General features: G+C 70.2%; 17 protein-coding genes and 1 pseudogene. 13 read left to right on the plus strand and 5 right to left on the minus strand.

Annotated elements, in window-relative coordinates:
• Nucleotides 1-57 precede the first annotated feature (57 nt).
• The 5 genes from ACWEV3_RS24960 to glgB all read left to right on the plus strand — a co-directional run bounded on the left by ACWEV3_RS24960 (nucleotide 58) and on the right by glgB (nucleotide 8,133).
• A complete protein-coding gene (locus ACWEV3_RS24960; protein ID WP_452616239.1) occupies nucleotides 58-744 on the plus strand; it encodes a TMEM175 family protein in 687 nt (228 codons plus the stop codon).
• Nucleotides 741-2,705, plus strand: coding sequence for a maltotransferase domain-containing protein (locus tag ACWEV3_RS24965; RefSeq protein ID WP_452616240.1), 1,965 nt, complete (start codon nucleotides 741-743; stop codon nucleotides 2,703-2,705). Before ACWEV3_RS24960 ends, ACWEV3_RS24965 begins: the two co-directional genes overlap by 4 nt.
• A 111-nt stretch (nucleotides 2,706-2,816) precedes the next feature.
• Entirely contained in the window at nucleotides 2,817-4,583 is a 1,767-nt protein-coding gene (gene treS / locus ACWEV3_RS24970; protein ID WP_452616241.1) for a maltose alpha-D-glucosyltransferase, read from the plus strand.
• Nucleotides 4,580-5,962 carry a maltokinase N-terminal cap-like domain-containing protein gene (locus tag ACWEV3_RS24975; RefSeq protein WP_452616242.1) on the plus strand — a complete coding sequence of 461 codons (1,383 nt, stop codon included), beginning with the start codon at nucleotides 4,580-4,582 and terminating at the stop codon, nucleotides 5,960-5,962. Before treS ends, ACWEV3_RS24975 begins: the two co-directional genes overlap by 4 nt.
• Entirely contained in the window at nucleotides 5,959-8,133 is a 2,175-nt protein-coding gene (glgB, locus tag ACWEV3_RS24980) for a 1,4-alpha-glucan branching protein GlgB (RefSeq protein WP_452616243.1), read from the plus strand. The genes ACWEV3_RS24975 and glgB overlap by 4 nt, the downstream gene beginning before the upstream one ends.
• Before the next feature lie 17 nt (nucleotides 8,134-8,150).
• Here the strand turns inward: glgB and ACWEV3_RS24985 are convergent, their stop codons facing one another.
• Nucleotides 8,151-8,816, minus strand: a complete 666-nt coding sequence (locus ACWEV3_RS24985; protein WP_452616244.1) for a response regulator transcription factor — start codon at nucleotides 8,814-8,816, stop codon at nucleotides 8,151-8,153.
• A 679-nt stretch (nucleotides 8,817-9,495) separates the two neighbouring features.
• On the opposite strand from ACWEV3_RS24985, the gene ACWEV3_RS24990 reads away from it, so the two are divergent.
• Nucleotides 9,496-10,851, plus strand: coding sequence for a helix-turn-helix domain-containing protein (locus ACWEV3_RS24990; RefSeq protein WP_452616245.1), 1,356 nt, complete (start codon nucleotides 9,496-9,498; stop codon nucleotides 10,849-10,851).
• Nucleotides 10,852-10,917: 66 nt separating this feature from the next.
• Nucleotides 10,918-11,973, plus strand: a complete 1,056-nt coding sequence (locus ACWEV3_RS24995) for an aldo/keto reductase (RefSeq protein ID WP_452616246.1) — start codon at nucleotides 10,918-10,920, stop codon at nucleotides 11,971-11,973.
• 104 nt (nucleotides 11,974-12,077) lie between these two features.
• Here ACWEV3_RS24995 and ACWEV3_RS25000 read toward each other — a convergent pair whose 3' ends face one another.
• Nucleotides 12,078-13,028 (minus strand): phosphotransferase, encoded by a 951-nt coding sequence (locus ACWEV3_RS25000; RefSeq protein ID WP_452616247.1) that lies wholly within the window; start codon nucleotides 13,026-13,028, stop codon nucleotides 12,078-12,080.
• A gap of 138 nt (nucleotides 13,029-13,166) precedes the next feature.
• On the opposite strand from ACWEV3_RS25000, the gene ACWEV3_RS25005 reads away from it, so the two are divergent.
• The 5 genes and pseudogenes from ACWEV3_RS25005 (at nucleotide 13,167) to ACWEV3_RS25025 (ending at nucleotide 16,648) form a co-directional block, all read left to right on the plus strand.
• The gene (locus ACWEV3_RS25005) at nucleotides 13,167-13,883 is read left to right on the plus strand and encodes a YoaK family protein (RefSeq protein WP_452616248.1); all 717 of its coding nucleotides are present in this window, start codon (nucleotides 13,167-13,169) and stop codon (nucleotides 13,881-13,883) included.
• A gap of 165 nt (nucleotides 13,884-14,048) precedes the next feature.
• Nucleotides 14,049-14,636 (plus strand): hypothetical protein, encoded by a 588-nt coding sequence (locus ACWEV3_RS25010; protein ID WP_452616249.1) that lies wholly within the window; start codon nucleotides 14,049-14,051, stop codon nucleotides 14,634-14,636.
• Between the two features lie 229 nt (nucleotides 14,637-14,865).
• Nucleotides 14,866-14,919, plus strand: a pseudogene (locus tag ACWEV3_RS25015) (hypothetical protein); the annotation flags it as partial.
• Nucleotides 14,920-15,186: 267 nt separating this feature from the next.
• Nucleotides 15,187-15,756 carry a TetR/AcrR family transcriptional regulator gene (locus ACWEV3_RS25020; RefSeq protein ID WP_452616282.1) on the plus strand — a complete coding sequence of 190 codons (570 nt, stop codon included), beginning with the start codon at nucleotides 15,187-15,189 and terminating at the stop codon, nucleotides 15,754-15,756.
• 91 nt (nucleotides 15,757-15,847) lie between these two features.
• Complete coding sequence (locus ACWEV3_RS25025; RefSeq protein ID WP_452616283.1) at nucleotides 15,848-16,648, plus strand: alpha/beta fold hydrolase; 801 nt, start codon at nucleotides 15,848-15,850, stop codon at nucleotides 16,646-16,648.
• 12 nt (nucleotides 16,649-16,660) lie between these two features.
• Here ACWEV3_RS25025 and ACWEV3_RS25030 read toward each other — a convergent pair whose 3' ends face one another.
• Nucleotides 16,661-17,386 carry a hypothetical protein gene (locus ACWEV3_RS25030; protein WP_452616250.1) on the minus strand — a complete coding sequence of 242 codons (726 nt, stop codon included), beginning with the start codon at nucleotides 17,384-17,386 and terminating at the stop codon, nucleotides 16,661-16,663.
• Between the two features lie 375 nt (nucleotides 17,387-17,761).
• On the opposite strand from ACWEV3_RS25030, the gene ACWEV3_RS25035 reads away from it, so the two are divergent.
• The gene (locus tag ACWEV3_RS25035; RefSeq protein WP_452616251.1) at nucleotides 17,762-18,673 is read left to right on the plus strand and encodes a glutaminase; all 912 of its coding nucleotides are present in this window, start codon (nucleotides 17,762-17,764) and stop codon (nucleotides 18,671-18,673) included.
• A gap of 219 nt (nucleotides 18,674-18,892) precedes the next feature.
• On the opposite strand, the gene ACWEV3_RS25040 is transcribed toward ACWEV3_RS25035, so the two are convergent.
• Together ACWEV3_RS25040 and ACWEV3_RS25045 are read right to left on the minus strand one after the other, a co-directional pair.
• Nucleotides 18,893-20,089, minus strand: coding sequence for a cytochrome P450 family protein (locus ACWEV3_RS25040; RefSeq protein WP_452616252.1), 1,197 nt, complete (start codon nucleotides 20,087-20,089; stop codon nucleotides 18,893-18,895).
• A gap of 55 nt (nucleotides 20,090-20,144) precedes the next feature.
• Nucleotides 20,145-21,821 carry a prenyltransferase/squalene oxidase repeat-containing protein gene (locus ACWEV3_RS25045; RefSeq protein ID WP_452616253.1) on the minus strand — a complete coding sequence of 559 codons (1,677 nt, stop codon included), beginning with the start codon at nucleotides 21,819-21,821 and terminating at the stop codon, nucleotides 20,145-20,147.
• Nucleotides 21,822-22,620: the final 799 nt, after the last annotated feature.

Raw genomic sequence — 22,620 nt, forward strand, 5'->3', positions numbered from 1 at the left:
CGGGCCGGCGGAGGCGCGTTCCCGCCGGCCCGGTCCCGACACCGAGGAAGTGACATCGTGCGAAAACCCGACCTCCCCGAATCCGGTGCCAAGCCGCCGGATTCGGTCGAGTTGTCCACCAACCGGCTGGAGCTGTTCAGCGACGCGGTGTTCGCCATCTCCATCACGCTGCTGATCCTCGAACTGAACCCGCCCGAGCCGTCCGAGCACCTCGCCGGCGACCTGGCGGCGCTGTGGCCGTCCTACCTGTCCTACGTGATCAGCTTCCTGCTGATCGGCCAGGTGTGGCTGAACCACCACACCATGTTCCGCTTCATCAACCGCGTCGACCGGCTGCTCCTGCTGTTCAACCTCTTCCTGCTGCTGGACGTGGTGTTCCTGCCGTTCGCCACCGCGGTGCTCGCCCAGGCCATCACCGCCGACCACGGCGATCGGACGGCCACGGTGCTCTACGGCGGCGTGCTGGCGTTCGGCGGGGTCATGTTCAACGCCATCTGGGCCTACGCGGCGCACCGCCACCGGCTGCTCGGTCCGGGCATCACGCCGGAGGAGGCCCGGCGGATGGGCCGCCGGTTCCGGGTCGGACCGATCCTGTACTTCGTCGCCGCGCTGGCCGGTTTCGCCAGCTCCACGGTGAGCCTGCTGCTCTACGCGTTTCTGCTGCTCCTCTACCTGGCCGAGGTCGCGGCGGGCGGGAAGAAGCCCGTTCACCTGCGCGCCCGAGACACGAGGAGTCCACGTTGAGCGGTCGATTGGTCGTCGAGGAAGTGAGCCCGGTCGTGTCGCTCGGGCAGCACCCGGCGAAGGCGGTGGTCGGCGAACACGTCTCGGTCCGCGCCACGGTGTGGCGAGAGGGCCACGACGCGCTCGCCGCGACGGTGGTGTGGCGCGGCCCGGACGGGGCCGGCCGGCAGACGCGGATGACCCGGATCGACGCGGACGCCGACCTGTGGGCCGCGACGATCGTGCCCGACGCCCAAGGGCTTTGGCGGTTCCGCATCGACGCGTGGTCGGACCCGTGGGCCACGTGGCGGCACGCCGTGGAGGCCAAGCTGGCCGCCGGGCAGGACGAATCCGAGCTCGCCAACGATCTGGAGATAGGTGCCCGGCTGCTGGAGCGGGTGGCGCGCCGCCCCGGCTGGGACGCCGGGACGCGGGAACTGCTGCGCACCGCCGCAGCGACCTTGCGGTTCCCGGACGCGGGACTGGCGCACCGGGTCGAGCCGGCGCTGTCGCCGGCCGTGCACGAGGCGATGTGCGCCAAACCGGTGCGCGAGCTGCTGACCAGGGGCAGCACCCACCAGATCTGGGTGGACCGGCACCGGGCGCTGTTCGGCTCCTGGTACGAGTTCTTCCCGCGCTCCACCGGGCCCGTGGACGACGACGGCGTGGCCGCGCACGGTACGTTCCCGACCGCGCAGGCCGAGCTGGAGCGCATCGCCGGAATGGACTTCGACGTCGTCTACCTGCCGCCGATCCACCCCATCGGCGAGACGAACCGCAAGGGGCGCAACAACTCCACGCGGGCCGAACCGGGCGACGTCGGGTCGCCGTGGGCCATCGGGGCGAGCGAGGGCGGCCACGACGCGATCCACCCGGCGCTGGGCACCGAGGACGACTTCGACGCCTTCGTCCGCCGCGCCGGCGAGCTCGACCTGGAGGTCGCGCTGGACCTGGCCTTCCAGGCTTCGCCGGACCACCCGTGGGTCACCGAGCACCCGGACTGGTTCACCCGGCTGCCCGACGGCTCGATCGCCTTCGCGGAGAACCCGCCGAAGAAGTACGAGGACATCTTCCCGCTGAACTTCGACAACGACCCCGACGGGCTGTATGCGGAGGCGCTCGACGTCGTCCGGTACTGGATCGACCACGGCGTGCGGATCTTCCGCGTGGACAACCCGCACACCAAGCCGCCGAACTTCTGGCACCGGCTGATCGCGGACGTCAAGTCGGAGCACCCGGACGTGCTGTTCCTGGCCGAGGCGTTCACCCGCCGCGCCCGGTTGTACGGCCTGGCGAGGCTGGGATTCACCCAGTCCTACACGTACTTCACGTGGCGCGACACCAAGCGGGAACTCGAGGAGTTCGGCCACGAACTGCTGGAACACCTGCACGAGGCGCGTCCCAACCTGTTCGTCAACACCCCCGACATCCTGCCGGAGTACCTCCAGCACAGCGTGCCCGCCGCATTCGCGATCCGCGCCGCGCTGGCGGCCATGCTGGGGCCGTCCTGGGGCGTGTACGCCGGATTCGAGCTGTTCGAGGACCACCCGGCCGCGCCCGGCGGGGAGGAATACCTCGATTCGGAGAAGTACCAGCTCCGGCCGCGGGACTTCGCCGCGGCCCGGGCTTCGGGGCGGTCCCTCGAACTGTGGCTGCAGCGGTTGAACGCCATCCGCCGCCGGCACCCGGCGTTGCAGCAGCTGCGGACGCTGCACTTCCACCGCACCGACAACGAGAACATCATCGCGTTCTCCAAGACCGATCCGGCTAGCGGAGACCTGGTGATCTGCGTGATCACCCTCGATCCCCACGACCGCCAGGCGGGCACGTTGCTGCTGGACATGCCGGAGCTGGGCCTGGACCGGGATGCGCGGTTCGCCGTCGAAGACCTCGTGACCGGGCAGACCTGGGAATGGGGCAGTTCCAACTACGTCGAATTCGTACCCGAGCGCGACATCGCGCACATCGTCACCGTCCGCTGAGCCGTCCGCTCAGCGCTGATCTCCTCCCTGCCGCCGCGCGGTTCCCGCACCGGGGACCGCGATGGGTGCCGCGCGCCCTCGGCAGGCCGTCGAAGACGAGGTGGACAAGCAATGCTGCTGGAACCCCCGCCCGGCCGACTGCTCGGCCGGGCACCCGAACTGCCGCGCAGCGGCTCCGAGGCGGCGCCCACCGGGGCGTTGCCCGACGACCCGGAGTGGTACAAGACCGCGGTCTTCTACGAGGTGCTCGTGCGGTCGTTCTTCGACTCCAACGACGACGGGGTCGGCGACCTCCGGGGTCTCGCCGAGCGGCTGGACTACCTGAGCTGGCTGGGCGTCGACTGCTTGTGGCTGCCGCCGTTCTACGCGTCGCCGCTGCGCGACGGCGGCTACGACATCAGCGACTTCCGCGCCGTGCTACCGGAATTCGGCACCATCGACGACTTCGCGCACCTGCTGGACGAGGCGCACCGGCGCGGCATCAGGATCATCACCGACCTGGTGCTCAACCACACCTCCGACGTGCACCCGTGGTTCCAGGAGTCCCGCCGCGACCCCGGCGGCCGCTTCGGCGACTTCTACGTGTGGGCCGACGACGACGAGGGATATCCGGACGCGCGGATCATCTTCGTGGACACCGAGACGTCGAACTGGACCTACGACCCGGTGCGCGGCCAGTTCTACTGGCACCGGTTCTTCTCCCACCAGCCGGACCTGAACTACGAGAACCCGGCGGTCCAGGACGCCATGCTCGACGTGCTGCGGTTCTGGCTGGACCTGGGCATCGACGGCTTCCGGCTGGACGCGGTGCCCTACCTCTTCGAAGAGGAGGGCACCGACTGCGAGAACCTGCCGCGGACGCACGAGTTCCTCAAGCGGTGCAGGCAGGTCGTGGACGAGGAGTACCCGGGCCGCGTCCTGCTCGCGGAGGCCAACCAGTGGCCGGCCGACGTGCTGGAGTACTTCGGCGATCCGGCGGTCGGCGGCGACGAGTGCCGCATGGCGTTCCACTTCCCGCTGATGCCGCGCATCTTCATGGCCGTCCGCAGGCAGAACCGGTTCCCGATCTCCGAGGTCCTCCAGCAGACGCCGCAGATCCCGGCCAGCGGGCAGTGGGGCGTGTTCCTGCGGAACCACGACGAGTTGACCCTGGAGATGGTCACCGACGAGGAACGCGACTACATGTACTCCGAGTACGCCGCGGATCCCCGGATGAAGGCCAACATCGGCATCCGGCGGCGACTCGCCCCGCTGCTCGGCAACGACCGCAACCAGCTGGAGCTGTTCACCGCGCTGCTGCTGTCGATGCCCGGTTCACCGGTGCTGTACTACGGCGACGAGATCGGGATGGGCGACAACATCTGGCTCGGCGACCGCGACGCGGTGCGCACCCCGATGCAGTGGAACCCCGACCGCAACGCCGGCTTCTCGCGCTCCGACCCCGGACGGCTGAACCTGCCGCTGATCGCCGACCCGATCTACGGCTACCAGGCGACGAACGTTGAGCAGCACCTCAACGACCCGTCATCGCTGTTGAACTGGACGCGGACGATGCTGCGCATCCGCAGGCAGCACCCGGCCTTCGGGCTGGGGCTGTTCACCGAACTCGGCGCGTCCAACCCGACCGTGCTGGCCTACGAACGCCGCCACGAAGCCGCCGGGGGAAGCGACGTCGTGGTGTGCGTCAACAACCTGTCCCGGTTCCCGCAGCCGGTCGAGCTGGACCTGTCGGCGCACGAGGGTTCGGTGCCCATCGAGTTGACCGGCGGCGTGCGCTTTCCCGCCATCGGCCCGGAACCGTACCTGCTGACGGTTCCCGGGAACGGCTTCTACTGGTTCCAGATCACCTCGATCGCGGAGGGCGGTAAGCATCGATGACTTCCACGGACGTGTTGTCCCGCGTGGGCGAACTCGCCGAACCGCTGGCCCGGTGGCTGCCCGGGCAGCGCTGGTTCGCGGGCAAGGACCGCCCGGTGCAGTCGGTCGAGATCGTGCACGTCGCGGCGCTCAACGACGACGATCCCGCGTTCCTGCACCTCATCGCCCGGGTGCACCAGCCGGACCGCGCCGAGGACTACCAACTGCTGGTCGGGTTGCGGAGCTCGTTGCCGGCGGCGCTCCGCCCGGCGCGCATCGGTGAGATCGGGTCCCGCACCGCCTACGCCGCGGTGCGCGACCCGGCTTTCGGACGGCTGCTGCTCCAGCTGATCGCCTCGGACACCACCGTCGGCGAACTGCGCTTCCGGCCGGAGGACGGCGTCCGGCTGGACACCGGCGTTCCGTCCCGGCTGCTGGGCGCGGAGCAGAGCAACACCTCGCTGGTGTACGGGAACAGGTACATCCTCAAGCTTTTCCGCCGCGTCTTCCCCGGCACGAACCCGGAACTGGAACTGCACCGGGCCCTGCGCGGCGCGGGATCCAGGCACATCGCCCGCCCGCTCGGCTCGGTCGAAGGGCGGCTGCGCGGCCGCCCGGTGGCGCTCGGCATGGTGCAGGAGCTGCTCCCGTCCAATGCGGACGGTTGGTCGATGGCGACAGCCAGCGTGCGCGACCTGATGACCGCGCCCGGTCCGGTGCCCGCCGAACGTGGCGGTGACTTCGCCGCCGAGGCGCGCCGCCTCGGGCGGGCCGTGGCGGAGGTGCACGCCGACCTGCGCGACGCGCTGGGCGCAACGCAGGTCCGGGACGCCCAGCGGCAGGACTGGCTGGACGCGATGGTCGCCCGGTTCGACGAGGTGGCCGGGCAGGTCCCGCAGTTGGCCGCGCACCGCCCGTCGATCCTGTCCGCGTACCGGGCGGCGCGTGCGGGCAGCGGTGCGTTGACGGTCCAGCGCATCCACGGCGACCTGCACCTCGGCCAGGTGCTGCGCACACCGACCGGATGGGTGCTGGTGGACTTCGAAGGAGAACCCGCGGTGCCCCTGGAGGTCCGCCGCGAGCCCCGGTCGCCGTTGCAGGACGTCGCGGGAATGCTGCGATCCTTCGACTACGCGGCCTTCCAGCTGTTCACGGGGGGAGAGCACTGCACGGATTCGCCGCGCCGTGCCGAGGAGTGGTCGCAGCGCAACAGGACCGCGTTCCTCGACGGCTACCGGCAGGTCAGCCGCGTGGTCGACGAGGACCGGGCCCTCCTGCGGGCCTTCGAGGTGGACAAGGCGGTGTACGAGGTGGCCTACGAACACGCCAACCGGCCGGACTGGCTGTCGATACCGATGTCCTTCGTGGAACGGCTGCCCGTCGTCGAGGAGCAGCCGTGACCGGTCGGCCGCCTGCGGTGCGGGAGTACGCGCGGCTGCTCGACGGTTCGCACCCCGATCCGCACACGCTGCTGGGAGCGCACCGCGCCGGCGCAGGGACCGTCTTCCGCACCGTGCAACCCGGTGCGCAGGCGGTCGCGGTGCGGTGTGGGAGCACCCGCTACGAGCTGCTCGAGGTGATGCCGTCGCTGTTCGTCGGACAGGCGCCGCTGCCGGTGTCCGACCACCGGCTGGAAGTCCGCCGCGCGGAGGGCGTCGTGGAGCTCGACGACCCCTACCGCTGGCTGCCCACCTTGGGCGAGCTGGACCTGCACCTGATCGGCGAGGGACGCCACGAGCGGCTCTGGGAGGTCCTCGGCGCGCACCGCCGGAGCCTCGAACTGCCGGACCGGACGGTGCGCGGCGCGGCGTTCGCGGTGTGGGCGCCGGATGCCCGCGGCGTGCGGGTGGTGGGGGACTTCAACGGCTGGGACGGCACCGGGCACCCGATGCGCGCGCTGGGCACTTCCGGGGTGTGGGAGCTGTTCGTCCCGGGCGTCGAAGCGGGGTGCCGGTACAAGTTCCAGGTGCTGGGGGTGGACGGACGGTGGCGGGACAAGGCCGATCCGATGGCCTTCGCCGCCGAACCGCCGCCGGGCACCGCGTCGGTCCTGCACGAGCCCGGCCACGAGTGGCACGACGCGGACTGGCTGCGGGGGCGCGGGCGCGCCGCGGTGCTGTCGTCCCCGATGAGCATCTACGAGGTGCACCTCGGGTCGTGGCGGAAGGGGCTCACCTACCGGGAACTGGCCGACCGGCTCGGCGACTACCTGGCGGACCGCGGTTACACCCACGTCGAGCTGCTGCCGGTGGCCGAGCACCCCTACGGCGGGTCGTGGGGCTACCAGGTCACTTCCTACTACAGCCCGACCACCAGGTTCGGCTCCCCGGACGACTTCCGGTACTTCGTGGACCGGCTGCACCAGCGCGGCATCGGCGTCATCCTGGACTGGGTGCCGGCGCACTTCCCGCGCGATGCCTGGGCATTGGCCCGCTTCACCGGGCAACCGCAGTACGAGCACCCCGATCCGCAGCGCGGGGAGCATCCGGACTGGGGCACGCTGGTCTTCGACTTCGGCCGCCCCGAGGTCCGCAACTTCCTGCTGGCCAACGCGCTGTACTGGATCGAGGAGTTCCACGTGGACGGCCTGCGCGTGGACGCCGTCGCCTCGATGCTCTACCTGGACTACTCCCGCGGGCCCGGGCAGTGGTCGCCCAATCGGTTCGGCGGGCGGGAGAACCTCGAAGCGGTGCAGTTCCTCCGGGAGCTCAACGCCACCGTCCACGAACACCACCCGGGCGTGGTGATGATCGCCGAGGAGTCGACCGCCTGGCCGGGTGTGACCGCACCTGCCGACCGCGGGCTCGGGTTCGACCTGAAGTGGAACATGGGGTGGATGCACGACACCCTGTCGGTGCTCTCGCACGATCCCGTGGAGCGCCGGGATCTCCAGGACGAGCTGACGTTCGCGCTGAGCTACGCCTGGACCGAGAACTTCGTGCTCGCCCTCTCGCACGACGAGGTGGTGCACGGCAAGGGCTCGTTGTGGGGCAAGATGCCCGGCAACGCGTGGCTGAAGGCTGCGAACTTGCGTGCCCTGCTCGGTTTCACGTGGGCGCATCCTGGCAAGCAGCTGCTCTTCATGGGCGGTGAGTTCGGCCAGGCCCGGGAGTGGGCGGACAACCGCTCGCTGGACTGGGGCCTGCTCACCGAGCACGCCGATGCGGACCTGCACCGCGGGCTGGACCGCCTGGTCACGGATCTCAACCACACCTACGCGAAGCTGCCCGCGCTGTACACGTGGGACTTCCGCAAAGAGGGCTTCTCCTGGATCGTCGGCGACGACGCCGACCGCAACGTGGTCGCGTTCCTGCGGCACGGCGCGGATGGATCCGTGGTGGCGTGCGTGGCCAACTTCGCGGGCGTCGCCCACGACGGGTACCGCATCGGCCTGCCCGCCATCGAACGCTGGAGGGAGGTGCTCAACACCGATGCCCGCGAGTACGGCGGTTCGGGGGTCGGCAACCCGGCGCGGATCACCGCCGACGACCAGCCGTGGCACTCCTGGCCCGCTTCGGCGGTCTTGCGGCTGCCCCCGTGCGGGGTGGTGTGGCTGGCACCCGAGCGCTGACGGCGACAGCTCGGCGGTCATGATGCCGACCGCCGCGCGACCAGGCCGTTGCGGTGCGCGAACACGGCCAGCTGGAGCCGGTCCCGGTTGCCCAGCTTGCGCAGCAGGTGCGAGACGTGGTGCTTGACCGTCGTCTCGGACAGGAACAGCCGGGCACCGATCTCCCGATTGGACAGTCCTTCCGCGACCAGGTCGAGGATGTCGCGTTCGCGGGCCGTCAGTTGCCGCACGACGTCGTGGTCGGCGTCGGCCGGTGCGTCGCGGAGGAAGGCCAGCACCGGGTCCACGAGGCACGGTTGCAGGTAGCGATGTCCCTCGTGCACCGCGAGCACTGCGCGGCGGAGTTCCTCCGCGGTGCAGTCGTCGGTGATCACGCCGGCGATCCCGGCGCGCAGCCCGCCGATCAGCCTGCGGTCGGTGCGGTCGGCCAGCAGCAAGATCGTCGGCCGTGCCCGGTCGCGGCGGATCTTCGGCAGCCAGGACCACCTGCCGCCCTCGACGTCGTCCGCCAGGTCGATGTTGGTGAGCACGACGTCGGGGGCGAGCCGCTCGGCGAGCGCCTCGGCCTCCGCGGCGCTGCTCGCCTCGCCCACCACGTCGATGCCGCCGATCTTGCCCAGCTGGGACTGCAGTCCGGTCCGCCAGAACGCGTTGTGCGCGCAAACGAGGATGCCGATCTTCATTCGTTCCTGCGGTTCCAAGAGGTCTCCGATCCCCGTCCAGATGTGCTTCGAGCGAACCGGGGAACGCGTTTCGCGACCAGGAACAAATATTCTGCGAACTCCGCGCATTTTCGCGTGTACCGGGTTGGGCGAATTGCTCCAAGAGTGGAGTTCACCGTCTTGAGTTCCCGTTTTCCGCGCGTCGCCGGTGGGGCGGATCAGCAGATCTGCGTCCTCCTCCAGAGGTTGCTGTAGCGAGCATCACATTTGCTTGGACAAACGTCCTCTTCGACTGGGGCCGAATGTGCGAATGCCACTGTCGGCCGTTTAGCGCAGAACGACATGACTGCTTTGTCTGAAATCCAGGTAAATCGTTACAGTATGAAACAGGCTCGCAAGCTTCGATGGAACCTCATTGCTCCAAAAGTGCGGTTACTTATGGGTATTAGCTACTAATCGCAACTGTAGTGGGCTGAATGGGTGATTGTTTGCTCTAAAGTGGCAACGCCACTTTGGTCATGTTTGACTTGCTGTGACCGTGTGGGTCTCGGTCAGAGGTGTTGCGTGCATGCCGTATCGAGCTCGAATGCGAGCGACTGGGGGGTCTGTATTCGGAATTCAGGAGGGCGTTCGAACTGGTGGCTATTTCTGTTCCGGGGTGGGTCCGCGGAACGGGGAATACTTGTTCTTGGGGAACGGCATGGTTGACGGACTGATCTGGGAAGACGGGCGATTCGGGGGTGGTGGGAATTCCTTCGGTGTCCTGCTGCGCCGACTCCGCATTGCGGCCGGACTCACGCAGGAAGGGCTCGCCGAGCAGTCCGGGCTGAGCGTGCGCACGATCAGCGACCTGGAGCGCGACAAGACGTCGCGACCGCAGCGCTCGTCGGTGCGGCTATTGGCGCGAACGCTGGGGTTGGAGCGCGAACAAGCCGAAGAATTCCACCGCACGGCGCACGCGCCATTCCTGGGCCGGCCCGGATCCGCTGCGCGGGTCGGCGCCGCATCCAACACCGCAGGCGGGGCGCAGCGCCGTCATGACGTCTTCTCCGAGCTGCCCGCCGACGTGCCCTTCTTCATCGGAAGGCTCCAGGTGCTGCGGCGATTATGCGCAACGCTGGCACCAGACGCCAGCATGGCCGCCGACCGGCCTCGGATCGTCAACATCACCGGAGCGCCGGGCGCGGGCAAGACGGCGCTCGGCGTGCACGTCGCACACCGGCTCAAAGACCAGTTCTCCGACGGTCACATCTACGTCGATCTGCAGTTCAAAGACGGTTCGGGGGTGTGCACCGACGAGATCCCCAGCCGCATCCTTCGTTCACTGGGCGCACGTTCCGTTCCCGCCGGCTTGGAGGAGCAGTGCGCCCTGCTCCGCGCCCTGCTCGCGTCCCGGCAGGTTTTCCTGCTGCTGGACGGAGTCGTGGACGAGGCCCAGGTGCGCCCGTTGCTGCCGGGGGTCGGCCGCAGCGTCGTCGTGCTGATCAGCCACCGCAAGTTGCACGCGATCGACTGCCGGTGGTCGGTGCGGGTTCCCGGCTTCACCAATCGAGAATCCCGGGACTACCTGGCCGGACTGTTCGGAACCGACCGGATGGCCGCCGACTCCGAAGGCGTGCGCGAGCTCGTCGCCTGCTGCGCGGGAAACCCGCTCGCCCTGCGCATCGCGGGCTCGCTGCTCGCCGCGCGGCCCTACGTGCAGCCGCGCGATCTCGCTGCGCTGCTGGCCGACCCGCGCAAGCGATTGGACCACCTCGTGATCGGGGACCTCAGCGTGCGCGACAGCGTGCGCAAGGGCTACAACAACTTGACACCGGATCAGCGATCGGGCCTCCAGGCGCTCAGCCGGGTGTCGCCGAACGCCATCACCTACACCGAGATCCCTGCCCTGCTCGGCCGCCCCGCCTACGAAAGCCGCGCGCTGCTCGCGGACCTGGTGGACGCCGGGCTGGTGCACACCAACGGCGTGGCCGCCGGCAGCGCGCTGAAGTACCGCGTGGACGACTTCATGCGCAGCTATGTCCTGGGGCATTGCGAAATGCTCGACGCCGGGTAGCCAGAAATCGATTTCCAGAGGACGAGCCGACGCCCGCGACCGGGCGGCAATACCGAAGGGAAATGCATGCGGTACACCCTCCTCGGCAAGACCGGCCTGCGGGTATCGGAAATGTGCCTGGGAACCATGACGTTCGGCAGCGACTGGGGTTGGGGCGCGCCGAAGGAAACCTGCGGCCAGATCCTCGACGCCTACGCCGGGGCCGGCGGCAACTTCATCGACACCGCGAACGCCTACACGAACGGAACCGCCGAGCAGATCCTCGGCGAACTCCTGGAGGGGCGGCGCGACGAGTTCGTGATCTCCACCAAGTACAACGCACCGACGCGGCGCGGTGACGTCAATGCGGTGGGCAGTCACCGCAAGAACCTGGTGGCCTCGCTGGAGGCGAGCCTGCGGCGGCTGCGCACCGATCACATCGACGTGTACTGGGTGCACGCCCGGGACACCTTCACGCCGGTCGACGAGATCATGCGCGCGCTCGACGACCAGGTCCGCCTGGGCAAGATCCTCTACGTGGGGGTCTCGGACTGGCCCGCGTGGGAGGTGGCCCAGGCCAACACGCTCGCCGAGTTGCGCGGCTGGTCGCCGTTCATCGGTGTGCAGCTGCGCTACAACCTGCTGGACCGCTCGCCGGAGCGCGAATTGCTGCCCATGTCAAGGGTTTTCGATCTCGGCGTGCTGGTCTGGGGCCCGCTGGCGGAGGGGCGGCTGACCGGGAAGTACCTGCGCGGTGAGCACGGCCGGCTGAACACCTACGACTGGGGCGGCGACCACGACCGGGCCGACGGCATCGTCCGGGAGGCGGTGCGCATCGCCGAGGAGGTCGGCCGCACTCCGGCCCAGGTGGCGTACGCCTGGCTGCGCTCGCGGCCGGGCATCATCGTCCCGATCGTCGGCGCCACCAGGCAGGAGCAGCTGCGGGACAACCTGGGCAGCCTGGAGCTGGAACTGGAGGCGGCCCACCTCGACCGGCTCGACGAGGTGAGCAGGGTCGAGCTGGGCTTCCCGCACGACTTCGTGCGCTCGGACGCGATCACGCCCGTCATCTACGGCGACCGGTGGGAGGAGATCGACGACCGGCGGCGCACGGTCCGGCGCACCCCGCACGACATCGAGTGACCGCTGCCCTTCCCCGGAGGATCTCCCGGGGCGGCCCCGCTCCTTCGCCTCCGCGGTGGGAGGCGAAGGAGATTCGGGCGAAACCGGGGGCCTGCTCGTCGGTGTCAGCCGGTCATGCCGCCTGCGAACGGCATCGCCTGCCAGTGGGCGACGGCAGGCTCCAGGTACTCCGCCAACACGGGAAGTTGCGGCACGAGCGTGAGGGTGGCGACGACCCGCAGCATCCCCACGGCGTTCACGAACTTCATGACTTCGTCGTTCAACGGCCGCAGGTCGTTGCGCTGCGCGCCGCGGTTGTAGGCGGCTTCGAGGTCGGGGCCGAGCGCGGCCAGGTCCCACTCCACGGGGCCCAGCGTGACCAGTTCGAAGTCGGCGAAGAGGTGACCGTCCACCCCGGCGAAGATGTTCGCGGGCGGGGAGTCGCCGTGGATGGGCTGCAGGTCGACCCCGGGGAACGTCTCCTCGAACGCCGCGCGCGAGCTGACGAGCGGTTCCAGGACCTGCCACTCCCGGCTTGCACGATCGAGCTCCGCCGGACCGATGAGGTCGGGGCGCTTTTCCAGCAGGGCAAGGCTTTCCGCGACGAACTGCGGTTCGGCAGAGGACAGGAACGACAGCCGGCCGGGGTATGCGCGCAGCGCGGCGTGCAGGTCGGCGGCGAGCTCGGAGTTCGCCGCGTAGTCGGGTTCCCCGTCCCGGGCCTCCTCGACGAACTGCCAGAACGTCATCGAGAACCCGTCGCGCTGAACGGGTTCCCGGGGCACGAGGGGGCTGGGCGGGATCACGGGCGTTCCCCGGTCTGCGAGCCACCGCGTCACGTCCAGTTCCGCCTGCTGGCGGCTCGCCAGGGAGCCGAGCCCGGTGTTGTGCGGCAGCACGGTGGGAATCCGGGCCACGACCGGTGCGGGCGCGAGGTGGACGACGACGGAGAAGAGGTCGTGGAGCACCCGGGCATCGGTCACGGTGAGCCCCAGGTCGCGCCCCGCCCCGACGGCCGCGTCGACTGCGGCGGAGGTGCGGTGGGCGATCTGCTGCGGCGACGCGAACTCGATCATGCGCCCGATTGTTCCATTTCGCGCGGCCGCCAGGTGACGGCGGCTCCGCGGGCGGGAACCGGTCTGCCGCGGTACACAAGGGGACTGGTCGCTTTCCGGACGAGGGTGGTGCGTCGTGAAGGTAGGTGTGGGCGCGCTGTGAGCACTGCTCGGGGTGGGGGCGGCGATCCGCCGCTGGGGGTCATGGCGGTGCTGCTGGCCTTCGGCAGCGGCGCCGTGGACGTCGCGAGCTTCACCCGGCTCGGCGATGTGTTCAGCAGCGTGATGACCGGCAACCTGGTGCTGCTCGGCCTTGCGATCGCGCGGGCTTCCGCGCCGCTGGCAGTGCACGCTCTCGTCGCTTTCGCGGGCTACATCGCGGGTGTGGCGGCGGGCAGCCACATCACCGGGGCGCCGAGGCGGCGCGGTCGGCTCTGGCCGGTGCGGGTCACGGCGGTCCTGCTGGTCGAAGCGGTCGTGCTCGCCGGATTCGCCGCCGGCTGGGTCGCCACCGACGCGCGGCCGAGCGGGGCCTGGCAGCTCGGACTGCTGGTGCTGGCATCGGTCGGGATGGGCCTGCAGAGCGCGGCGATGCGCGGGTTGGGGAGCAGGGCGAAGGTGTCCACCACGTACCTGACCGGCACGCTGACCGGCGTGGTCGAAGGGCTCGCGACCGGCGGCGGGGCCAGGGCTTTCGACGTGCGGGGAGCGGCACTCCTGCTGGCGGTGGTGGCCGGTGCCGCGGCGGGCGGGGTCCTGCTGTTCGCGGTGCCGCGTGCGTTGCCGCTGCTGCCGCTGGCGGCCCTGGCGGTCGTCATCGGCACCGCGGCGCTCCACCACCGCGCGGTCCGGCGATCCGGCCGCGCGGAGGAGTGATCCACTGGTGTCCACAGTGGACTGCCAGGCCCGGGCGGGAACCAGCTCGGAACGACCGAGTAGTGGCGGCAGACGTCCGCTGCGAGTACACCGCGGGAGATCGGCCCGGGCCTCCGAGGCACCTGCCGTGCGAGGGCGCGGTGCGCGCACGGCAGAATCCGGGGTGTGACGGCGGAACGCCTTTTGGAGCAGCAGGAACTCATCAACGGTGAGGCTCGCCAGGTCGCCGCCGAGCTCGACCTGATGGCCGTTCTCGGCGCGGTCGGTGAGCCGGTGCAGGTCGGCAGCTCGGCCCTGGGGGTCATGGTGCGGCGGGATCTCGACGTCACCGTGGTGTGCCGGGAACTGGACCGGGACGCCCACCTGGCCGTCGCGCGCATCGGCGCTGAACTCGCGGTGCTGGAACGGGTCCGGGAGGTCCGGTTCCGCGACGACACCGGGATGTGGAACACCGACCCCCGCTACCCGGACGGCCTGTACCTGGGCGTTTCCTACCGGGCCGTGGACGGTGCGGACTGGACGCTGGACATCTGGTTCGTCGATCGACCCGACCGGCAACCGGACCTCGAACACCTGCGAACCCTCGCGCCCAGGCTCGACGACGACCACCGGGCCCTGGTGCTGGCCATCAAGGAAGAACTCGCGAAGAGACCGGCCGACGGCGTCGCCAGCTACGAGGTGTACCGGGCAGTGCTGGACCACGGCGTGACCACCGCGGAGGAATTCGACAACTGGCGAGCGGACCGGCGATGACACCGGCGCAGGGGTGGGCGATCCGCCCACCCCTGCCGCTTCGCCGAACGTCAAGCGGTTCGCGAGGCCGCGGCCGCGCCGGTCGTCGCGGCTCGTCACGGAGCTGTACGCCCAGGGCGGTGACTGGAACCTCGATGCCGCTCAGCAGGAGCGGATCAGGCGTTCGCGGCCCGGCGGCTAGGGCTTCTCGATCCAGGCGCTGCGGCCGGTCGACCGAAACCTGCTGCGGTTGCTGGCGAATGCTCCGCGCGCGTCGTACACGGATCTCGCCAAGGGGGCGGGGATCAGCGTCAGCACCGCGCGCCGCCGCATCGACGCGTTGCTGGCGTCCGGGATGATCGGCATGCGCTGCGAGGTGTCCCGGGTGCTCGCCGAGGTGGAACGACTGACCACGCCCGCCGCCCAGGTGCGCCGCACCCTCCGCCGATGGCCGCCCGTCGCCGCCCCGCGGGCAGCGGCCGCCCCACGGTTCCGCCCGAGTGCCAGCCTAGTTGCACTCTCTTTTTTCCTATGTATATTAGGTTCAATCCTAGGGAGGTTAGGAAACCTGATGCCGCGTGAGAGGATCACTCCGGATGCCCTTGTGTCCGCCGCCGCCGACCTCGCCGACGAGATCGGCTTCGAGAATCTGACGCTGGCGGCGCTCGCGAAGCGCTTCGGCGTCCGCGACGCCAGCCTGTACACCCACATCCGGGGCCTCGCCGACCTGCAGGAGCGCGTGGCGCTGCTCGCGCTCACCGAATGGGCCGACGAGCTGGGCGCGGCCGTGGCGGGACGGTCCCGCTACGACGCCCTGATCGCCTTCGCCGACGCCTACCGGGCCATGGCGACAGGGCATCCCGGCCGCTACGCGGCCACCCGGTACCCGGTGTCGTCCGAGGGGCTCGCCGCATCGGCGGGCGTGGCTCGCATCGTCGAGGTCTGCTACGCGCTGCTGCGCGGCTACGACCTCTCCGAACCCGACGCCACCGACGCGGTCCGGTTGCTGCGCAGCACCTTGCACGGCTTCAGCGACCTGGAGGCCACCGGTGGCTTCACCGCCGACCACAGCCTCGACGTCTCATGGCGGCGGGCGGTCGACACGCTCCACCACACCCTGACCAACTGGTCGACGATCTAGAAACCCGAAACAGGAGAAACCCATCCGCACCGGAACGCTCAACATCGACGGCACTCCCATCGACTACCGCGACTGCGGCGACGGCCCTCCGCTGCTGCTCCTGCCCGGCGGCGCCGGCCACGCCGGCGTCCTCGACGGGATCGCCGCGCACCTGGCCGACCACTACCGCGTCGTCGCGATGTCCGGCCGCTTGGCCTCGGCGCGGCCGGGCACCGAGCACGGCGACCAGCACCCGAAGGTCTACGCCGAGGACACCCTCGGCCTGATCGAGGCGCTCTTCGACGAGCCGCCGATCGTGTTCGCCTTCAGCGCCGGCGCCATCACGACCCTCGAACTGCTGACCCGCCACCCCGACCGCCTCCGCCTCGCGGTCGTCCACGAGCCCCCGGTGCTCGGCCTGCTGCCGGACGCCGCACGCTACCGGGACGAGCTCGAAGCGGTCCGGACGGCCGCGCGCACCCAGGGGATGGACGAAGCGGGCCGGCTCATGACCGAGACCATGACGGCCCCGGAACCCGGCACGGACTCCCCGGAACTGCGCCACCCCGGCGACTGGTTCGACGGCTACGCCGAGACCCTCCCCGAACCGCCCACCCCGGAACTGCTGGAGCTGTTCTCCCGGCTCGGCGACCTCCAACCGCTGTTCCTGGAGCACGTCCTGATCCCGTTCACCACCGCCGAGGTCGACCTCGCCGCGCTCGGCGAGGTGGGCCCGCGACTGGTTCCCGTCGCCGGCATCGACTCCCGGGGCCAGCTTCCCTACCGGGCCGCCGCGGCCCTCGCCACCGGGCTCGGACTGCCGCTGAACGAGTTCCCCGGCGGCCATCTCGGGCCCATCGAACGTCCCGCGCAGTTCGCCGGCGCGCTCAGGGCGCTCCTCGAAGGGCGCTGACGCGAGGGCGGTCTAGCTGCCGGGGGTGGCGGCGATCTGCTGGGTCGGGCTGTCCGGGGCGGTCAGGCTCGCGCTGACCGTTCGCTGCAGGTTCCGGTGCGCGTTGTTGAGCTCGTGGCGCAGGCCCAGGATCTGCTTGGTCAGCGCGTCGCCTTCGGCCAGCGTGCTCGTTTCGACCGCGCGCAACAGCACTCCGAGGTGGCCGTGGAGGCGTTGGTGCACGTCGGAGAACGTCACGAACTGCTGCTGCACTTCCAGCGGCGGGGAGGTTCGCGCCACCGCCTTGATCATCGTTTCCTGCCAGCGCCGGGTGGTCTGGCGGTAGTAGCGCTCCGCGGCGACGCGGTGGTGCGGGGCCACCTGGGTGTCCAGGGCGCTGCGGATCAGTTCCTGGCCCGTGTCGACCAGCTCCCGGGCGACCGTGGTCACGGCGTAGGCCCACTCCCACTGTTCCGTCTGGGTGGCGGTCCGGCGCTCCTGCTTCGCCTCTTCGAGCTGCCGGTCGGACAGCTTCACCTGCTCCCAGGCTCGTTCGGCCTGCGCGCGTGCGGCTTGCGCGGACCCGGCCGCCTTGGCGGCGTTGTTTTCCACGGCCGCCGCCAGGCGGCGCATCGCCTCCGCTCGTTCCAGCGCTTCGCGGGCCGCGCGGCGGGCCAGCCAGAGCTGCCAGGCCGCGAGCCCGACGGCCACGATCGCCAGGCCGGCGGAGATCCACGTGGCGAGCTCAGCAATCAGCATGAGGCCAGACCCTGGCACACCCGCGCCGCTCCGTGGTCCAGGTGCGCTAAATCTCACGGCCCTTCGTGCGATGCGCGCCTTGACTTGCCCGGCGCATTGTGTCCGCTGGCGGATCTCGCGGACGGCGGTGATCCCGCAGTTTCAATTGAAACTGCGGGATCACCGGGCGGTCACCTGCCGGTCTTGTTGATCGAGACCTTTGTGGACTGTCCAGGGCGGCGCGACCGGTCGTCGGGTTCGGATGATCGATGCGGTCGGGGCGCAGCGCGGCATGAAGCCCTCGCAGCGGCACGATCAGCTTGTGGCGCGGGAGAATGATCGTGACCGGCCACCGCGGGTAGGGGACCGGTCGCGGCGATGACATGATGGTCCTCCGTGGAATTGAGTCAGCTGCTCGAACGGATCGCGGACGAGGTCGCCCCGCTGCGCGGGGCCGGAATGGTCGCGGATTACATCCCGGCGCTCGCGCGAGTCGACCCCGGCCACTTCGGCATCGCGCTCGCCGATCTCGACGGCGGCGTCCACGGGGTCGGCGACTGGGAGACGCCGTTCTCGATGCAGAGCATCTCGAAGGTCTTCACCCTCGCCCTCGTCCTGGCCCGCAGCGATGAGGCGCTCTGGCAGCGCGTGGGCCGGGAGCCGTCGGGCAGCGCCTTCAACTCGCTGGTCCAGTTGGAGCACGAACGCGGGATTCCCAGGAACCCCTTCATCAACGCGGGCGCGCTGACGGTCACCGATGAACTGATCTCCCTGGCCGGCGACGCCACCGGGGAGCTGCTCGCGTTCCTGCGCGCCGAAAGCGGCAACTCGGCTCTGCGGGTCGACGAGGAGGTTGCTGCCTCCGAAGCGGCGCACGCGGACCGCAACCTGGCCCTGACCCATTTCATGGCGTCCTACGGCAACATGCGCAACCCGGTGGCGACCGTGCTCGACCACTACGTCCGGCAGTGCTCGATCGAGATGAGCTGCCGCGACCTGGCCCTGGCGGGGCTGTTCCTCGCCGCGCACGGTGTCCGCCGCGACGGTTCGCAGCTGGTCACCAGCAGGCAGGCCAAGCGGATCAACGCGATCATGCTCACCTGCGGGACCTACGACGCCGCCGGGGATTTCGCCTACCGGGTCGGCGTCCCGGGCAAGAGCGGGGTCGGCGGCGGGATACTCTCGATCGTGCCGGGCCGGTGCGCGATCGCGGTGTGGAGCCCGGGGCTGGACAAGCGCGGCAACTCCGTGGCCGGTGTGGCCGCGCTCGATCACTTCACCACGCTGACCGGATGGTCGGTCTTCTGACCGGGTGCAGGTCCCGCATGTACAGGGGTCGTGAGTGCCTGTGGTCGCTCTGGCGGCCATGACCACTCACGACCCGGCGCCCCTCAGTCGTGAGTGCCTATGGCCGCTACAGCAGCCATAGGCACTCACGACCCGGAGACGTGGGTCTTCCGCGTAGAGGGTGAAAACACTCTCCGGCGGAGACACGATCGGCTGCTCGGTTGCGTTCGATCTCGATCCTCAGCCCCCGAGCACCACCGGCAACGTGCGCGGGGCGTGCACGTGGACGCTGCGGCGGTAGGTCAGCTCGGCCGGGTCGGCCACGATGCGCAGTCGCGGGAAGCGGTTGAACAGGGCGGCCAGCCCGACCTCGCCCTCCAGCCGGACCAGGGCGGCACCCAGACATCGGTGGATGCCGTAGCCGAAGGCGAGGTGGCCGGTGGTGTTGCGGTCCGGGTCCAGCACGTCCGGATCCCCGAACCGCGCCGGGTCGCGGTTGGCCGCACCCGTGGACAGGGTGACCGATGCGCCCCTGGGGATCGCGACACCGCCGATCTCCAGGTCTTCGGTGGCGAACCGCAATGAGGCGTTGAGGGCCGGCGAGAGCCAGCGCAGCAACTCCTCGATCAGCGACGGCGCCGACTCGGGCCTGGCGAGCCGCTCGCGGGCGGAGTCGTCGGTCACCAGGGCGCGGACGCTGTTGGTGATGAACACCGCGGTCGTCTCGTGGCCCGCCATCAGCAGCAGCATGGCCATCGCCACGATCTCCAGGTCGGAGAGCCGGTCACCCTCGTCGGACGCCGAGATCAGCGCGGAGAGCAGTGCATCGTCGGGCGCGGCGCGCTTGGCCGCGACCAGCCCCTCCAGGTAGGTGGCCATCTGGGCGGAGGCGCGCTCCAGCTCGGGCTCGGGGCATTCGTCGATGAGGACGGTGGACAGGCGAGCGAACTCGTCACGATCGATCTCGGGAACGCCGAGCAGTTCGCTGATCACCACCATCGGCAGCACGATCGCGTACCGCGCCACGAGATCGACCGGTTCGTCCTCGGGCAGAGCCGCCAGCAGTTCCCCGGCGACGGACTCGACGCGTGGGCGCAGCCTGGCGATCCGGCGAGCGGTGAACGCCTGGGTGACCAGGCTTCGCAGCCGGGTGTGCTCAGGCGGGTCGAGCGAGGTCAGCATGTGCGACATCGGGGCGGGCAGCCCAGGCGGCGCGGACGCGCGTTCCTCGGCGGGCAGACTGGACCGCCAGTCCTTCGCCAGCCGCTCGTCGGCGAGCCCCGCGCGCACGTCGTCGTAGCGGGTGACCAGCCAGGTCCGCCCGCCCTCGAAGTCGACCTCGCGGACGGGACAGGTCTCGCGCGTCCCGGCGAGCGCCGCGTGCGGGTCCCGCCAGTAGTGCTCGGTGAAGGAATCCTCTTGCGTCGCACCTGTCATGGGGTTCTCCGTTCCTTGGAGTGCGCCGTGCGGCGATGCCGGAATACCCGCGGGATCAGCGCACCGCATCCCGGTAGCGGCCGAGCGCGCGAAGGGCCATGCCCTGCGTGAACGCGGGGTTGCTGTACCGGCTCACGTAGCGCACGTACTCGTGGACGCTCTCCGCCGGCCATCCACCGCCGGGCTTCCGCCTCGCCAGCAACCAGTCCACCCCGGGACGCACGTGAGCCGGATCGGCGCCCGAGGCCAGCAGGCCCGAGATCGCCCAGCCGGTCTCTTCGACGGTGGCGGACGCACCAGCCCCGTCGCCCCACGACCCGTCGGACAGCCGGGCGCGTTCCAGCCATGCCCTCGCCCGGCGGGCCGTTCCGTCGTCCGCCAAGCCGGCTTTGGAGAAGGTTTCGAGCACGGCGGCGGTAGCCATCGTGTGGTGCCGGTACCACACCGACTCGAAGGCGCCGTCCGGCAACTGGGCCTTGGCGAGCCAGCGCAGCGCGCGGCGAACCCGGCGGTCATCCGCCGGGACACCCGCGTCGAGCAGCGCGTCGACGGCCTGCACGGTGGTCATCGGGCACGGCCCGCTGTTGGCGACCTTGGTGTTGCGCACGCAGAGTCCCCAGGAGCCGCGGGTGTCCTGCAACCGGGTCAGCCAGTCGACACCGCGCTCGATCGCCCTGGCCTGCCCTCCGCCGGGCAGCCGGCACAGCACGGAAAGGATCTCGCTCGTCTCCAAGGTCGACGGCCAGCCCTCGGTGCCCGCCCAGCCCCAGTAGCCCGGTGGGCACCCGAACGCGCGGAACGGGCGATGCTGCTGGAGGCGCACGAACAGCTCGGCCGACGCGGCCAGCCTCGGGTCGTGGGCGTAACCGGCCTCGGCTAGACCGCGCGCGGCGTACATCGTCCACGCCGCGTCGAGCGGTCCGGTCTGCCACCAGCCGTCGGGGTCCATCGTCCGGCGAAACCACTTGACCGCGGCTTCGACCATGTCCGGCGCCAGCGCCGCGCGGGCCAGACCGGTGCAGACCAGACCGGTGACCCAGGCGTTCTCGCACCAGGCCCCGGTCGAGCCCTCGTGCTCGTAGACCTGCCGGATCGCCGTCAGCGCGTTCGGCTTCCCCAGCCGGGCCAGCACCCGCTGGAAGCGGGTGAGGGGCTTGTGCCGGGCCTGGGCGAGGCCGAGCGCGAACGCCATCGGCACGCGCAGGTCGAACAGCCTGCGGTACAGGCCCGGAAATAGCGCCACCTCCAGCGGGAAGCGGCGCATTTCCTCGGGAGCCAGCCAGCCGACGAAGCCGTAGTACTGCCGGCACCACGAGACGACCTCGGGGTGCGGGATCGCGTCCAGGCCGCCGAAATCCGTCATCCAGCGCTGCCCGGCCGCCACCGACTCGGCGCTGCCCACCGGGTCGACCAGGTGGAGCACGGCCGAGCCGACGGCCGTCGGCCCGGCCTCGCTGGACAGGCCGGGAACCATCGCCCAGCCGCCGTCGGCGTTCTGCGTTCGCCTGAGCCACCCGGCGCCCGCCGCGATCAGGTCCGCACTGCCGTCCGGATCGGCGTAGTGCAGCGCCGACAGCGCACCGACCGTCCCCAGCGTCGAGGTCAGGTTGTCCTCGCTGTAGTCGAACACGCCGTCGGCACGCTGAGCGAGGAACAGCGCCTCCGCGCCCTCACGGATCGCCTCGTCGAGCGCGCCCGTGAACGGATCGGGGTCGGCCTGCACCGTCGTCATGCGGATTCCTCCAGCCCAGTCGTGGTATTCGGCAACTCGTGGCGGGGCGCGGTGGCCCGGGAAGGACCTCTTCGAACCGGCGGGTACCCGCACCTGCGCGCGTACCCGCCGCAACCGCCGACCAGGTGACGACCTGTTGATCGGGCAGGTCGTCGGCGTCGTGGTCACGGAAACCGGGCGAAATGCGTTGTCCGCTAACCGATTTCGCGCGTGTTTCACCGTACTCGATCACTCCTGGCTCGACCAGGTCTTCGCGCGATGAGCCAGATCGACACCGGAGGGTCCGGGGTCTGGAGCACGCGGAACCCGCTTTTCAGTAGTATACCGGCGATTTCGCACATGTCGGTACAACGCCGGTCCGCCGCCGCCCGCGATGCACCGTAGTCGGAGCATCTTCAAGTTGATGGACTTCAAGGGGCTATCGGGCAACATCATTTGCCCGTTCGCGCCATTCTCGGCGCCGACCCGTTGACACGATGGCGTCCGGTCTGAAGTAATCAAGATCAATATCACAAGTCCACGACGAAGAGACGGATCCGCCCTGGTCCGCGCCGGAACGGGGCGCCGACCGCCTGTTCCCCGCATCGCCCTGGCAGGAAGAGGTGTCCGGGACGAGCGGGGCTTCCTGGTGAAGGATTCCCTTGCCGAAGGAGTGAACTTGGAGATCGCAGGCCACGGGTCCCCTGTCCGCGACGCACGCCTACCGAACGATCCACTTCCGGACGCGGTGCCGCTCGACGGCACGCGCCACGAGCCCGCGCCGCGGTTCAGGCGGGAGCCCGCGGACTGATCGCGCAGC

This window comes from Saccharopolyspora sp. NPDC003752, assembly GCF_053605825.1.

Bases quoted from the DNA above. Each gene is read 5' to 3' on its own strand.
- treS (WP_452616241.1), top strand. From the start codon at position 2,817: ATGCTGCTGGAACCCCCGCCCGGCCGACTGCTCGGCCGGGCACCCGAA.
- ACWEV3_RS24975 (WP_452616242.1), top strand. From the start codon at position 4,580: ATGACTTCCACGGACGTGTTGTCCCGCGTGGGCGAACTCGCCGAACCG.
- ACWEV3_RS24985 (WP_452616244.1), bottom strand. From the start codon at position 8,816: ATGAAGATCGGCATCCTCGTTTGCGCGCACAACGCGTTCTGGCGGACC.
- ACWEV3_RS24990 (WP_452616245.1), top strand. From the start codon at position 9,496: ATGGTTGACGGACTGATCTGGGAAGACGGGCGATTCGGGGGTGGTGGG.
- ACWEV3_RS24995 (WP_452616246.1), top strand. From the start codon at position 10,918: ATGCGGTACACCCTCCTCGGCAAGACCGGCCTGCGGGTATCGGAAATG.
- ACWEV3_RS25000 (WP_452616247.1), bottom strand. From the start codon at position 13,028: ATGATCGAGTTCGCGTCGCCGCAGCAGATCGCCCACCGCACCTCCGCC.
- ACWEV3_RS25020 (WP_452616282.1), top strand. From the start codon at position 15,187: ATGCCGCGTGAGAGGATCACTCCGGATGCCCTTGTGTCCGCCGCCGCC.
- ACWEV3_RS25030 (WP_452616250.1), bottom strand. From the start codon at position 17,386: ATGCTGATTGCTGAGCTCGCCACGTGGATCTCCGCCGGCCTGGCGATC.
- ACWEV3_RS25040 (WP_452616252.1), bottom strand. From the start codon at position 20,089: ATGACAGGTGCGACGCAAGAGGATTCCTTCACCGAGCACTACTGGCGG.
- ACWEV3_RS25045 (WP_452616253.1), bottom strand. From the start codon at position 21,821: ATGACGACGGTGCAGGCCGACCCCGATCCGTTCACGGGCGCGCTCGAC.